The sequence below is a fragment of the Streptomyces sp. SID3343 genome, assembly GCF_009865215.1.
In the GTDB taxonomy this organism is placed as follows: Bacteria; Actinomycetota; Actinomycetes; order Streptomycetales; family Streptomycetaceae; genus Embleya.
In genome coordinates, this window is sequence record NZ_WWJX01000218.1 from 1 (window position 1) to 13,678 (window position 13,678).

The following is a 13,678-nucleotide window of genomic DNA, read 5'->3' on the forward strand; positions in this document are numbered from 1 at the left end:
CCCGCGCCGCGTCGGCCGGCAGCGCCGCCACCTCGCGCACGAACGCGCCCAGCGCGCGGCCGAGTTCGACCGGACGACCGAGTGCGTCGCCGTGCCAGAACGGCAGCTTGCCCGGCACCCCGGGCGCGGGCGAGACGAGCACCTTGTCGTGGGTGATGTCCTCGATCCGCCACGAGGACGTGCCCAGGGTGAACACGTCGCCCGCACGCGACTCGTAGACCATCTCCTCGTCCAACTCGCCGACGCGCGACTTCGCCTCGCCGGAGACCAGGAACACACCGAACAGGCCGCGGTCGGGGATCGTGCCTCCCGAGGTCACGGCGAGGCGTTGCGCGCCCGGGCGGGCCGACAGCACGCCGCCCACCCGGTCCCACACCAGCCGCGGCCGCAACTCGGCGAACGCGTCGGAGGGATAGCGACCGGCGAGCATGTCCAACGTGGCCTCGTAGGCCGACCTGGGCAGCGCGGTGAACGGCGCGGCCCGGCGCACCAGGGTGAGCAACTCCTCCACGTCGCGGTCCTCGATCGACACGATCGAGACGATCTGCTGGGCGAGCACGTCCAGCGGATTGCGTGGCGAACGCACCGCCTCGATCTCGCCGGTGCGCATCCGCTCGGTCACCACCGCGGTCTGCACGAGGTCGCCGCGGAACTTGGGGAACACCACGCCGCGCGAGATCGCGCCCACCTGGTGCCCGGCCCGGCCCACCCGCTGCAGCCCCGAGGCCACCGACGGCGGCGACTCGACCTGGATCACGAGGTCCACCGCGCCCATGTCGATGCCCAGCTCCAGGCTGGAGGTGGCCACCACCGCCGGCAGCCGGCCGGCCTTGAGGTCCTCCTCGACCTGGGAACGCTGCTCCTTGGACACCGACCCGTGGTGGGCCCGCGCGAGCACCGCCGGCGCGCCCTTGGCGCTGCCGGCCTGTGCCATCAGCTCGGCCGGCGACGCGTCCTCGGGCAGCGGCTCGCCGCCGGCGCGCTCGTAGGCGATCTCGTTGAGCCGACCGCACAGCCGCTCGGCCAGGCGCCGCGAGTTGGCGAACACGATCGTGGACCGGTGGGCCTGGATCAGGTCGACGATCCGCTCCTCGACGTGCGGCCACACCGACTTCTTGCGCTCGTTGCCGGCCTCGTCGAACTCGCCGGTGCCGCCGCCCAGCTCGCCCATGTCCTCGACGGGCACCACGACGGACAACTCGAAGGTCTTGCTCGCGGGCGGCTGCACCACGCTCACCTCGCCCGTCGAGCGCATCCAGCGGGCCACCTCGTCGACCGGGCGCACGGTCGCCGACAGGCCGATCCGCCGCGCGGGCTTGTCCAGCAGCTCGTCCAGGCGCTCCAGGCTCAGCGCCAGGTGCGCGCCGCGCTTGGTGCCCGCGACCGCGTGCACCTCGTCGACGATCACCGTGTCCACGCCGCGCAGCGCCTCGCGGGCCTGCGACGTGAGGATCAGGAACAACGATTCGGGCGTGGTGATCAAGATGTCGGGCGGCTTGGTCGCGAAGCGGCGCCGCTCCGCCGGCGGGGTGTCGCCCGAGCGCACGCCGACGGTGACCTCGGGCTCGGGCAGGCCCATCCGCACCGACGCCTGCCGGATGCCGGTGAGCGGGCTGCGCAGGTTGCGCTCGACGTCCACGGCGAGGGCCTTGAGCGGTGAGATGTAGAGCACGCGACACCGGCGGCGCGGGTCGGCCGGGACAGGCTCGGCGGCGAGCCGATCCAGCGCGGACAGGAACGCCGCGAGCGTCTTGCCCGATCCGGTCGGCGCCACCACCAGGGCGTCTCGGCCCTCGGCGATGGCCCGCCAGGCCCCCGCCTGGGCCGCGGTGGGCGCGTGGAACGCGCCGGTGAACCAGTCACGGGTGGCGGGAGAGAACGCGGCGAGGGCCGAGGTCGAGTCGTCGTGCGGCATAACCCCCCATGCTGCCGGGTCGATCCGACATTCGTGTCGAACCGCCGCGCCGGCACGGCGGGGCACCTTGCTCGAACGGGGATACTGGTCCGCATGGGACTCACCGACTTCTGGCGACGCATGCGCGCCCACTTCGGCGACTCGTACGCCGAGTCCTTCGCCCGCGACCACGTGATGACCGAGCTGGGCGGCCGCACGGTGCACGAGGCACTGGCGGCCGGGATCGAGGCCAAGGACGTCTGGCGCGGGGTGTGCGCCGCGATGGACCTGGCCCCGGCGAAGCGGCCATAGCCCCTACCTCGGCCGAACGGCCCAGGCCGGGCTTGGGTCCGACGGCCGAGAGGCCGAACTCCGCCCCGCCGGCCACGAGCCCAGCTTGCGCCAAGCGGCCGGCGGCCGACCCCGGCCGAGCGGGGATGGGCGAATGGGTCAAATCATGACGCTCTAGTCTTTTCCCTGTGACCACACCCGACACCGCCGCCGCACGGATCAGTTCTCGCGACCGGATGCCGCCGTGGTTGCCGCGCGCGGTGTTCATGATCCTGGCGATGATCGCGGGCTTTTGGCTCCTGCAATGGACGCTCGGGCAACTGCGCACGCTGCTGATCGACCTGCTGCTCGCGTTCTTCCTCGCGCTCGCCTTCGAGCCGGCCGTGGACCGGCTCGCCAAACGCGGCATGCGGCGCGGCGCGGCGACCGGTATCGCCTTCCTGGTCACCTTCCTCGCGTGCGCCGGCTTCCTCGCGGTGGTCGGCTCGCTGCTCGTCGACCAGATCGTCGCGCTCGCGCACAACCTGCCCGACTACCTGGACCGTCTGGTCGGGTGGATCAACGACACGTTCGGCACCGAACTGACGGTCGAGAAGATCCAGGGCGACGTGTTCAAGGACTCCGGCACCGTGCAGGGCTACGCGCAAAAGATCGCCGACAACGCGCTCGGCTTCTCCGCGGCGATCCTGGGTGGCCTGTTCCAACTCTTCACGATCGCGCTGTTCACGTTCTACTTCACCGCCGAGGGACCCCGGATGCGCCGCGCGGTGTGTTCGCTGTTGCCTCCCGAGCGCCAGGCCGAGGTGCTGCGCGGGTGGGAGATCGCGATCGCCAAGACCGGCGGTTACCTCTATTCGCGGGCCGCCCTCGCGCTGATCTCGGCGATCGCGCACTACGCGGCGTTCCTGGTGTTGGACGTGCCGTACGCGATCGCGCTCGCCCTGTGGGTGGGCCTGATCTCGCAGTTCGTGCCCACGGTGGGCACCTACATCGCGATCGTGTTGCCCGCGTTGATCGCGCTCACCGTGAGCCCGTGGGCCGCCGTGTGGGTGGTCGTGTTCGCGACCGCGTACCAGCAGTTCGAGAACTACCTGCTGCACCCGAGGATCACCGCGAAGACGGTCGAGATCCACCCCGCGGTCGCGTTCGGCGCGGTGATCGCCGGGGCCGCGTTGCTCGGCGCGGCCGGGGCGCTGATCGCGATCCCGGTCGCGGCGACCGCGCAGGCCTTCCTGAGTACCTACATCCACCGCTACGCGGTCCCGCAGCACCCGCTCACGCCCGACGAGAGTCGGCCCCCGCGCTCACCCGGCCCCCTCACGCGGATGTGGCGTCGTCACGTCCAGAAGCGGAAGAGCGTGTAGCCCAGGCTCGCGAGATACGGCGACACGTCGAGCGCGCCGGTGATCTCGTCGATCACGTCGTAGAAGAGGTGGTTGACCTTGGGCGACCACAACAGCGCGAACAGGAACAGGATCGCGTAGGGCGCGTAGGGGGCGACCGCCTTGCGGAAGCCGAACGGCAGCCACGGCTCCGCGACGCCGTAGCCGTCCAGGCCGGGCACCGGCAGCAGGTTGAGCACCGCCGCGATCACCTGGAGTTGAATCAGGAAGGAGAACGCGGCCAGAAACGGGGTGTTCGCGCCGTCCACCGCGCCGGAGGCCAGGATCAGCGCGAGTACGAGCGCTGTGGCCGCGTTGGTCAGCGGTCCCACCGCCGACACGAGGCTGTTGCGGACCCGGCCGCGGATCGCCGCGCGATCGAGGTAGACCGCGCCGCCGCTGAGCGGGATCCCGCCCAGGAGCACGAAAATCGTCGGCAGCACGAACGACAGCAGCGGGTCGCTGTACTTGAGCGGATCCAGGGTCAGATAGCCCTTGCCGACGACGCTGTCGTCACCGGAGGCCAGCGCCGCGAACGCGTGCGCGAACTCGTGCAGGCACAGCGACACCAGCCAACCGGAGATCACCATCAGGAACACGGGCGTGCGGGCCGACTCGTCGCCGTGCCACGCGATCCACCCGGAGACCGCGCACACCACGACGAGGGCCAGGAACACCGGGCTCGGCCGGACGTGCCGCACTGCGTCGCGGGCACCGCGAGGGCGTCCGTAGCCGTGCTCTCGGTAAGTCACGAAACTGCTCCCGGTGTGCGCGAAAGGGCCGTACGAAAGCGCGAACCCCCGCGATCGTACGGCCCTCGCGTCACACTCAGTGGAACGCGTGCTCCGGCGCCGGGTAGGCACCGCCGACCACGTCGGCCGCGAACTCCTTGGCCGCGTTGCCCAGTGCGGCGCGCAGGTCGACGTACTGCTTGACGAACTTGGGCGTGTGGCCGGTGGTCATGCCGGCCATGTCGGTCCACACGAGCACCTGCGCGTCACATCGCGCGCCGGCGCCGATCCCGATCGTGGGGATGTCGAGCAACTCGGTCACGCGCGCGGCCAGTTCCTCGGGTACGCACTCCAGGACCACCGCGAAGGCGCCCGCGCTCTGCATCGTCTTGGCGTCGGTGATCAACTGCTCGGCGCTCTCGTCGTCGCGCCCCTGTACGCGGTAGCCGCCGAAGGCGTGTACCGACTGCGGGGTGAGCCCGAGGTGGGCCATCACCGGGATGCCGGCCGCGACCAGAGTCTCGACCTGTGCCGCCGAGCGTTTGCCGCCCTCCAACTTGACCGCGCCGGCGCCGGCCTCCTTGAGGAAGCGCGCGGCGTTGCGCAGGGCCTGCTCGGGGGACTCCTGGTAGGACCCGAACGGCATGTCGGACACGATCAGCGCGCGTTGCGTGCCGCGCACGACCGCGCTCGTGAGCATCACGAGTTGGTCCATGGTGACCGGGACGGTGCTGTCGTAGCCCAGGTGGTTGTTGCCCGCCGAGTCGCCGACGAGCAACACGGGGATGCCCGCTTCGTCGAACACGGAGGCGATCATCGCGTCGTAGGCGGTGAGCATCGGCCAGCTCTCGCCGGCCTTCTTCGCCCGGGCCAGGTCGCGCACGGTGACCCGGCGCCCCGTCCCGTTGCCGCCGTACAGGGTCAGTCCCGGACCCTCGGCGGGGGTGGCTATCGACGGAGTGGACTTGCTGGTGGACATGGTGTTCTCCCCATCTCGAGGCGCACGGACGGCGTCCCCGGACAACGCCATGGTGGCATGCGTCGTAACAGGACAACAGAGCCGGCCGGAGTCGGATTCCTGGGGCCCGGCCTTGATCGTGGCGGGCGACGTTTGCCGAGGCTTTACAATACGAGACGGTATCGTTTCGTAAAATCCGTTAGCCTGAACGCGTTACGAAAGTCATATGAGTCGCCTGAATCGAGCCTCACGCGTGTCTTCAGCCAACGCCACTCCCGCGCGCACGGTCGACGAGCACATACATCGCCGACGCTGGGCCATCCTCGGCGTCATGGTGATCAGCCTGCTGGTCGTCGTCCTCGACAACTCCATCCTCAACGTCGCGATCAAGACGATCGCCGACCCCGACAAGGGGCTGGGCGCCACCCAGAGCCAGCTCCAGTGGGCCATCAACTCGTACACCCTCGTCTTCGCCGGGCTGCTGTTCACCGCAGGCATCCTGGGCGACCGGTTCGGTCGCAAGCGCACCCTCGTGTTCGGCATGGTGATCTTCGGGATCGCCTCCCTGCTGTCCGCCTACTCGCAAAGCCCCGAACAGCTCATCGCCGCGCGTGCGGTCATGGGCTTCGGCGGCGCGTTCGTGATGCCGGCGACGCTGTCGATCATCAGCAACGTGTTCGAACCACACGAGCGCCCCAAGGCGATCGGCATCTGGTCCGGCGCGGTCGGCCTCGCGATCGCGATCGGCCCGATCACCGGCGGCGTGCTGCTCGACCACTTCTGGTGGGGCTCGGTCTTCCTGATCAACGTGCCGATCGTCGTCGTGGGCATCGTGGCGATGCTGGTGCTCGTCCCGGACTCGCGCGACCCCAACCCCGGCAGGCTCGACCCGATCGGCGTGGCGCTGTCCATCGCGGGCCTGGTCTCCCTCGTGTACGGCATCATCCGCGGCGGCGACGCCGGTTGGAGCAGCCCCGAGGTGCTGGGCACGATCGCGGTCGGCTTGGCGATCCTGGTGTTCTTCGTGTGGTTCGAGCAGCGCAGCGACCACCCGGCCCTGGACGTGAGCTTCTTCCGGGACCGCACCTTCTCCGCCGCGGCCGGTGCGATCGGCCTGGTGTTCTTCGCGCTCATGGGCGTGACCTTCTTCATGGCCTTCTACCTGCAGAGCGTGCGCGGCTACTCGCCCCTGCAGACCGGCCTGTTGCTGCTCCCGCTCGCGGTGGCGCAGCTGATGTTCTCGGCGCGCAGCTCGGTGATGGTCAAGCGCTTCGGGGTCCGCGCCGTCACCACCACCGGCATGGTCGTGGTGGGCCTGAGCTTCCTGGTCTTTTTGGCGATGGACCGCACGTCGCCGATCTGGATCCTGTGCGTGGTGTTCTTCTTCCAGGGCGCGGGCATGGCGCACGTGATGCCGCCGGCGACGAACGCGATCATGGCCTCGCTCCCGCGGGAGAAGGCGGGAGCCGGTTCCGCCGTCAGCAACACGGTGCGCCAGGTCGGCGGCGCGCTCGGCGTCGCGATCCTGGGCTCGGTGCTCTCCTCGGTCTACCGCGACAAGATCTCGGACGACCTCGACAAGCTGCCGCCGAACGTGCCCAAGGGCCCCGCGGGCGACTCGGTCGAGGCGACCCTGTCCTTGTCGCACCGCCTCGGCGAGCAGGGTCTGGGGCTGGTGGACCCGGCGAAGGACGGATTCATCGACGCGATGCACGCCGCGTCGATCGGCTCCGCGGTGGTCGCTCTGATCGGCGCGGTCGTGGTCTTCATGTGGATGCCGCGCCGGGCGGGCGGGCAGACTGCTCCCGAAGCGGGACACTCACCGAAGCCCGCAGAGGAAAAGCGCTCCGCGAAGGTCTGACGACATGCAGCCTGCTACCCCCGAATCCGCGACCGGCACGCCGGCCGACCGACCGCCGGCGCCGCTCGCGGACCCGGACAAGCCGCGTCGCGGTCGGCCGCGCAGCGAGGAGGCCGAGCGGGCGATTCTGACGGCGACGCTGCGGCTGCTCGACGAGCACCGCAGCATCGCCGCGATCTCCGTCGAGGCGGTGGCCCACGAGGCGGGCGTCGGCAAGGCCACCATCTATCGCAGGTGGCCCGGCAAGGAAGCGCTCGTGGTCGCCGCCGTCGAGTACGCCGAGGTGCCGCTGCCCACGCTCGCGGGCGTCTCGCTGCGCGACGACCTGGTGACGGTGCTCGAAACGCTTCGCCTCCAGGCCATAGACAAGCGCGGCGACGGCTTGATGGGCATGGTGGCCGGCGAGATGCGGCAGCATCCGGAACTGCATCGGCGCTATCACGAGGTCGTCGTCCACAAGCGCCGCACCCTGTTGCGCGACCTGTTGCAACGCGCCGTCGATTCGGGCGAACTGCGCTCGGATCTTCCGATGGACGTCCTCATGGATCTGGTGTCCGGGCCCATACTGGTGCGCAAGCTCGTACGGCAGGACGCGAGTCTGAAACCGGAGTTGCCGGGGCAGATCGCGGACGCGCTGCTCGGTGGGATTCGCGCCCGCTCCTGAGCGCACAGGGAACCTATCGCCCGCTTTCCGGCGTCCGTTTCGACGTAGGCGGGTTTTGTTCGTACGTTGTCGCGCACGAACGGGACCCGTCCCCGGAAACCAGGAGGCAGCATGACGTGGCCCACCACGACGGACACCGGAGCCGAGCCGCAGCCGGCCGGCCACGGTCGTCGTTCGCGGCGAGGGTCACGCCCGACGTGGCAATCCCTGCGTGACGGTGCGATCCGCGTCTGGCGCACCCCACCGTGGCGGCGCGGACGAGTGATCGCGGTGTTCGCGGTGCTCGCGACCCTGCCGCTGGCGTTCCACCGGCTCGTGCCCAATTCGCCGGGGAACTGGGGCAGCTTCGTCGAGACGTTCCTGCCGTGGGCGGGGCTGACGATCCCGCTGCTGTTGATCTGCGCGGGAATCCGCCGCTCCTGGACGGCCGTCGCCGCGACCCTGCTGCCGATCCTGGTGTGGGTCACCATGTTCGGCGGCTTCTTCCTGTCGGACCGCGGCGGAGGCGGCCCGCACGACGTGCGCGTGGTCAGCCACAACGTCAACGCGGGCAACCCGGACCCGGCGGGGACCGCGCGCACGCTGCTGAAGTCGAACGCCGACATCATCGCGCTCGAGGAACTGCCCGAGGGCGCGTGGAAGCTGTACGACGCCGTGTTCAAGACGCTGTATCCCAACGTGCAGCACGAGGGCACCGTCGCGGTGTGGAGCAAGGCCCTCTTCAAGCTCGGCAAGGCCGAACCGGTCGACGTCGGGATGGGCTTCACCCGGGCGCTGCGCACCAGCGTGGAGTTCCCCCTGGGCACGTTCACCCTGTACGTCGCGCACCTGGCGTCGGTGCGTTTCGGGCCCGACGGATTCTCCGCGGGGGACCGCAACCGCACGATCGACCGGCTGTCGCAGGCCCTCGCGGTCGAGACCGATCCGCGCGTCGTCCTGGTCGGTGACCTCAACGGGACCACCGACGACCGGGCACTGCGGCCGGTCACCCGCTTCCTGCGGGACACGCAGGACGCGGCCGGCACCGGCATGGGCTTCACCTGGCCGGAGTCGTTCCCGATGGCTCCGATCGACCACATCATGACGCGCGGGATGACCGCGGCGGACGCCAAGGTCCTCGGCAGCACGTCGAGCGACCACCTGCCCATCCAGGCGGACCTGCGGATGCGCTGAACGAATCAGCGAAGGGGACCCGACCGGACACTCACCGGTCGGGTCCCCTTCGGTTCGGGCCCCGGTTTTCTCTTCGACGGCTTTTCTTCTTTTGTATCGGCGCTGTCGCCGGCCGCCCACGCGTTGAGCCCTCAGACAGGTAGCGCGTCGACTACGCCGCAGGCGCCTCGGGGATGCGCCAGGTGATGCTGAAACGTTCGGCATCCGGAAGCCCGAACGGGCCAACCGGCCTGATCCGCTTGATCAGATAGCCGAAGACCATGTGGTGAGCATCCTCCGACACCTCGTTCCAGGTGTCCGGAGTCACGATCATCACTTCGCGCATCAAGCTCAAGTCCGACTCGTTCTCCAGCATGCGCGGCGTCCCCCGGAGCGTGTGCGCCATGGGTAGGTCACGTGGTGCGTGTGGTGGGGAGTAGGGACTCGATGGCGTTGGTGGTCCAGGTGCCGGCTGCGCCTGGGCGGGTGGCCAGGTAGGTGGCGGCTTGGGTTGGGGTGTGGGCGTGGGTTTCGATCAGGCCTTGGGCGAGGTGGCGTAGGTAGGGGGCCGAGGGGGCGGTCCATACGGTGGTCTCGCTGCGCCAGGGGGCGGTGAAGGTGAGGAGTGGGTGGCCGTCGAGGCGGCCCGGGCTGATCAGGGTTTCGTAGCGGCCCGGGCCGAGGGTTGCGGTGCCGTGTTCGATGGCCGCGGTGAGGCTCACGGCGGCGCCCGGGGGGCGGTGCATCTCTTGGGCGGCCACGTCGGTGAACTGGTCCGTGGTCAACAGGTAGGCGCGGGCCAGGGTTTCGCCTGGGTCCAGGGGGTCGTACAGGGCGAGGCCGCCGGTCCAGACGAGGGATTCCAGGGCGAAGTACATACGGCCCGGCAGGCGGACCGGGGCCGTCCGGCGGGGCGGGGTGCGGTCTCGGCAGCCCGGGTAGGTGCGGGCGCCGTGTTCCGGGCGGCCGCCGCGCAGGTAGTGGTCGAACCGCTCACCGTGCATGTTGGAGCCGTAGGCGGCGTACCAGACGTAGTCCACCGGGAGTCGTTGCCCGTCGGGATCTCGTGTCACGCCTGGGCTTCGAGTCGTGGCCCCGATCGTCCTCGCCACGCGCCGGCCGAGACTCGACGCCGCCGGGGGCCCGCCCGGCCTCGGCCCCCCGGCCCCCCGACCCGCCGACCCGCCGACCCGCCGGTTCGCCGGCCGCCCACCGCGCCTCGTGCCCGAGAACACGTCGCCCGAGAGCGCGTCGCCCGGGAGCACCTCGCGAATCACGCCTCGTCGAGGACCGACCTGAGGAAGCGGCGGGTGCGGTCGTGTTGCGGGTCGCCGAAGAGCTGTTCCGGGGAGCCCGATTCGACGATGCCACCGTCGGAGAACATCAGTACCCGGTTGGAGACGTCGCGCGCGAAGCGCATCGCGTGGGTGACGCACAGCATCGTGACGTCCGTCGTGCGGGCGACCTCGCGCAGCACGTCCAGCACCTCGGCCGCGATCTCCGGGTCGAGCGCCGACGTGACCTCGTCGAGCAGCAGGATGTCCGGCTCGACGGCCAACGCGCGGGCGATCGCGACGCGTTGCTGCTGGCCGCCGGAGAGCTGGGCCGGGTAGGCGTCGAGCTTGTCGCGCAGGCCCACCAGTTCGAGCAGCGCGCGGGCGCGCTCCTCGGCCTCGTCCTTGGCGACGCCGTGCACGTGGATCGGTGCCTCGGTGACGTTGCGCAGCACGCGCATGTTGGGGAAGAGGTTGAACTGCTGGAAGACCATCGTGATCCGGCTGCGCATGTCCCGGATGTGCTTGTCCGAGGCCGGTACCAGTTCGTCGTCGCGCCGCTCGTGGAACAGCGGCCGGCCGCCGATCTCGATCACGCCGCTGTCCGGCCGGGTCAGGGTCATCAGCATCCGCAGGATGGTGGTCTTGCCCGAGCCGCTGGGCCCGATCAGCGTGACCCGCTCGCCGGGGGCGACCCCGAAGCACAGGTCGTCGAGCACGACGTTGTCGCCGAATCGTTTGCCCACCTTGTCGAAGGTGATGAAGTCGGTGGTCGGCGCGTCGTCGGTGCCGCCTGGGCGCGGCGCGGCCGTGGTCGCGGTCATCGTGGCTTCCTCCTGGGTCCTCGTCGGTCGAAGGGTCGTGCGCGGTTCGCGCGGCTGTGTCCGGTAGTGCAACCGTCTAGCCGCGCACCCGCCCGAAACGGCGCTCGACCAGGCGGAGCAGTCCGGACATCACCAGGGCGATGACGAGGTAGAACACGCCGGCGACGGTGAACGGCTCAAGCGTGCGGAAGGTCTCCGTGTTGAGTTCGCGCGCGGTGGAGAACACCTCGACCACGGTGATGGCGATCAGTTGCGGGGTGTCCTTGAACATCGAGATCAGGTAGTTGCCGAGCGCGGGCACGACTCGCGGCACCGCCTGCGGCAGGATCACCGACGTCCACACCCGCCGGCGCGGCAGGTTCAGCGCGGTCGCCGCCTCCCATTGCCCCACCGGAACGCCCTCGATGCCCGAGCGGTACACCTCGGACGTGTACGTGGCGTAGTGGATCCCCAGGGTGAGCGCGCCCACCGTGAGCGGCTCCCAGGTGATCCCGATCGTCGGCAGCACGTAGAACATGAAGAACAACTGCACGAGCAGCGGCGTCGAGCGGATCAGCTCGGAGATCAGCGCGACCGGCAGCGATACCCAACGGCTGGGACTGCGGCGCAGCAGCGCGAGCCCCAATCCCAAAACCAGCGCCAGGACGTAGCCGTACAGGGTCGCCTGGAGCGCGACCAGCATGCCGTCCCACAGATCGGGGACGATGTCCCACGCGTATTGCCAGTCCCAGCTCATGCGGCGGCCTCCGCTCGTCGCAGGATGCGCCGCAGCGGGCCGGGCGCGGGGGTACGGCCGAGGGAGCGCGCGGCGTGCCGCTCCAGGGCGTGCATCAGTGACGTCAGCACGAGCGCGATCAGCCCGTAGCCGAACAGCAGGCCCGTGAACACGAGGGTCGTCTCGCCCGACGACATCCGGATCAGTTGGCCGTTGAAGGTCAGGTCGGGAATCGACACGATCGAGACCACGGCGGACATCTTGAGCAGTTCGATCAGGTTGTTGCCCAGCGGGGGCAGCATCGCGACGTATGCCTGGGGCAGGACCACTCGTCGGATTCGTTGGGCGCGGGTGAAGTTGAGCGCGGTCGCGGCTTCGAGTTGGGCCGGCGGTACCGCCTTGATCGCGCCGCGCACGACCTCGGCGGCGTACGCGCCGATGTTGAGGCCGAGCGCGAGCATGCCCGCCCACAGCGGTTCCAGCTGCCAGCCGATGGCGGGCAGCACGAACACGAACCAGAACGCGAGCACCAGAGTCGGCAGGCCGCGGAAGACCTCGACGTAGCAACCGCCGAGCACCCGCAGAAGTCGGCTGTCGCTGCTTCGGGCGAGCCCGGCGGCCAGCGCGAGGAGCAATCCGACGGCGGCGCCGCCGAGGGTGAGGTAGATGGTGTTGAGGGCCCCGTCGAGCAACAGGCCGATCTGTCCGGACGTCATGCGGAAACCTCCTGACGGTGTCGGGTAGTGCGCGTGGTCGTCACGCTTGGCACACCTTCGCCGCGGTCAGGTCCGGAGCCGGTACGTCGGTCTCGGTGAAGCCGAACGGCCTTTGCAGCGCCAGGAGTTCACCGCTGTCGCGGAGCTTGTGCAGCTCCCGGTCGAAGGCGGCGACGAAATCGGTCTGATCCTGGGTGACGGCGAATCCGCCTGCGGCGGCGGTGACCTGCACGCCGTCGACGACGGGCCGATACGGCTCGGTGACCTCCAGACCGGCGTCGGGCTGCTGCTTGACCGCCCAGCGCAGCGAGATCGAGGTGAGCGCGACGGCGTCGACCCGGCCGACCTTGGCGCCGTCGAAGGCGCTGGGTTGGTCGGCGAACTTGGTGATCCGCGAGTCGGGCACACCACTCTTGGTCGCGACGTCCAGTTCGACCGCGCCGAGCAGCACTCCCAGGCGCACGCTCTGATCGCGCACCACGTCGTCCATGGTCTTGAGACCCTTGGGGTTTCCGCGCGGGACCAGGAACGCTTCGGCCGCGTCGAACTCGGGGTCGGTGAAGAGCACCTGTTCGCAGCGTTTGGGGGTGATCGACATGCCGGCGCCGACGATGTCGAACAGTCCGGCCCGCAGGCCCGGTATCAGCGCTCCGAAGTCGGAGGGGACGGGTTGGATCCGCTTCACGCCCAGTCGCTCGAAGACGGTCCGGGCGACTTCGGAGGCCTCGCCGGTGAGCTTGGCGTCCTTGTCCAGGAAGCTGTACGGCGCTTCGTTGGCGAAGCCGATCCGCACCTCGCCGCGATCGCGCAGCCGCCCCAGCAGCGACCCGCCGTCCGGTTCGTCGCCCAGGTCGACGCGACTGCACGCGGTACTCGCGGCCCCGACGACGGCGAGGCCGAGGCCGAGACCGCCCGCGCCTCGCAACAGACCGCGCCTGGATATACCGCGCTCGACTCGGCGTCTCGTATGGCCCTCCAGCAAACCGCTTCAGCTCCTCCACCGGTTTTTCGCACCGCTTCGCCGTCCGTGGCGAAGCGAAGCAGCGAACATAGGGGGCTTCGCGGAAGGTCGCAAAGATCGTGCGAAACCCGAATCGCGCTTTTGTGATGCGGCCGTTGCAACCGAACGGATTCATCAAGGAAGGATGAAGAAGAGTGTCTGATTTGCCGCGAAAGTCAGGGGGAAGTCGGGCGTGTACTCCCCGCCCGAGAGGGC

The 13,678-nt window shown here is 69.8% G+C and carries 14 protein-coding genes; 5 read left to right on the plus strand and 9 right to left on the minus strand.

All coding sequences use genetic code 11. From position 1 onward, the window contains the following. The coding region (locus GT354_RS07755; RefSeq protein ID WP_161355513.1) for a DEAD/DEAH box helicase at positions 1-1,915 on the minus strand (1,915 nt) is incomplete at its 3' end. A gap of 93 nt (positions 1,916-2,008) precedes the next feature. Here GT354_RS07755 and GT354_RS07760 point away from each other — a divergent pair. Then, positions 2,009-2,206 carry a DUF3046 domain-containing protein gene (locus GT354_RS07760; protein WP_161355514.1) on the plus strand — a complete coding sequence of 66 codons (198 nt, stop codon included), beginning with the start codon at positions 2,009-2,011 and terminating at the stop codon, positions 2,204-2,206. Positions 2,207-2,373: 167 nt separating this feature from the next. Further along, positions 2,374-3,549, plus strand: a complete 1,176-nt coding sequence (locus GT354_RS07765; RefSeq protein ID WP_161355515.1) for an AI-2E family transporter — start codon at positions 2,374-2,376, stop codon at positions 3,547-3,549. Here the strand turns inward: GT354_RS07765 and GT354_RS07770 are convergent. Beyond that, positions 3,522-4,319: a site-2 protease family protein gene (locus GT354_RS07770; RefSeq protein ID WP_346011912.1), complete on the minus strand. Its 798-nt coding sequence runs from the start codon at positions 4,317-4,319 to the stop codon at positions 3,522-3,524. The genes GT354_RS07765 and GT354_RS07770 overlap by 28 nt on opposite strands. 76 nt (positions 4,320-4,395) lie before the next feature. After that, positions 4,396-5,277 carry a 3-methyl-2-oxobutanoate hydroxymethyltransferase gene (panB, locus tag GT354_RS07775; RefSeq protein WP_161355516.1) on the minus strand — a complete coding sequence of 294 codons (882 nt, stop codon included), beginning with the start codon at positions 5,275-5,277 and terminating at the stop codon, positions 4,396-4,398. Positions 5,278-5,509: 232 nt separating this feature from the next. Here panB and GT354_RS07780 point away from each other — a divergent pair, with 232 nt between their 5' ends. From GT354_RS07780 to GT354_RS07790, 3 genes are all read left to right on the plus strand, one after another. Then, on the plus strand, positions 5,510-7,117 hold the full coding sequence (locus tag GT354_RS07780; protein WP_161355517.1) for an MFS transporter: 1,608 nt from the start codon (positions 5,510-5,512) through the stop codon (positions 7,115-7,117). Between the two features lie 4 nt (positions 7,118-7,121). Further along, entirely contained in the window at positions 7,122-7,781 is a 660-nt protein-coding gene (locus GT354_RS07785; RefSeq protein ID WP_161355518.1) for a TetR/AcrR family transcriptional regulator, read from the plus strand. A 111-nt stretch (positions 7,782-7,892) separates the two neighbouring features. After that, complete coding sequence (locus GT354_RS07790) at positions 7,893-8,954, plus strand: endonuclease/exonuclease/phosphatase family protein (RefSeq protein ID WP_161355519.1); 1,062 nt, start codon at positions 7,893-7,895, stop codon at positions 8,952-8,954. Positions 8,955-9,105: 151 nt separating this feature from the next. Here the strand turns inward: GT354_RS07790 and GT354_RS07795 are convergent, their stop codons facing one another. The 6 genes from GT354_RS07795 to ehuB all read right to left on the minus strand — a co-directional run bounded on the left by GT354_RS07795 (position 9,106) and on the right by ehuB (position 13,444). Beyond that, positions 9,106-9,309 (minus strand): hypothetical protein, encoded by a 204-nt coding sequence (locus tag GT354_RS07795; protein WP_237534484.1) that lies wholly within the window; start codon positions 9,307-9,309, stop codon positions 9,106-9,108. A gap of 37 nt (positions 9,310-9,346) precedes the next feature. Continuing rightward, positions 9,347-10,006, minus strand: a complete 660-nt coding sequence (locus tag GT354_RS07800) for a histone deacetylase (protein ID WP_346011914.1) — start codon at positions 10,004-10,006, stop codon at positions 9,347-9,349. A gap of 200 nt (positions 10,007-10,206) precedes the next feature. Then, positions 10,207-11,031 carry an ectoine/hydroxyectoine ABC transporter ATP-binding protein EhuA gene (gene ehuA, locus GT354_RS07805; RefSeq protein WP_161355520.1) on the minus strand — a complete coding sequence of 275 codons (825 nt, stop codon included), beginning with the start codon at positions 11,029-11,031 and terminating at the stop codon, positions 10,207-10,209. Between the two features lie 76 nt (positions 11,032-11,107). Further along, positions 11,108-11,767: an ectoine/hydroxyectoine ABC transporter permease subunit EhuD gene (gene ehuD / locus GT354_RS07810; RefSeq protein WP_161355521.1), complete on the minus strand. Its 660-nt coding sequence runs from the start codon at positions 11,765-11,767 to the stop codon at positions 11,108-11,110. Then, on the minus strand, positions 11,764-12,462 hold the full coding sequence (gene ehuC, locus GT354_RS07815; protein ID WP_161355522.1) for an ectoine/hydroxyectoine ABC transporter permease subunit EhuC: 699 nt from the start codon (positions 12,460-12,462) through the stop codon (positions 11,764-11,766). Before ehuC ends, ehuD begins: the two co-directional genes overlap by 4 nt. Positions 12,463-12,502: 40 nt before the next feature. Continuing rightward, positions 12,503-13,444, minus strand: coding sequence for an ectoine/hydroxyectoine ABC transporter substrate-binding protein EhuB (ehuB, locus tag GT354_RS07820; protein ID WP_202511619.1), 942 nt, complete (start codon positions 13,442-13,444; stop codon positions 12,503-12,505). Positions 13,445-13,678 lie beyond the last annotated feature (234 nt).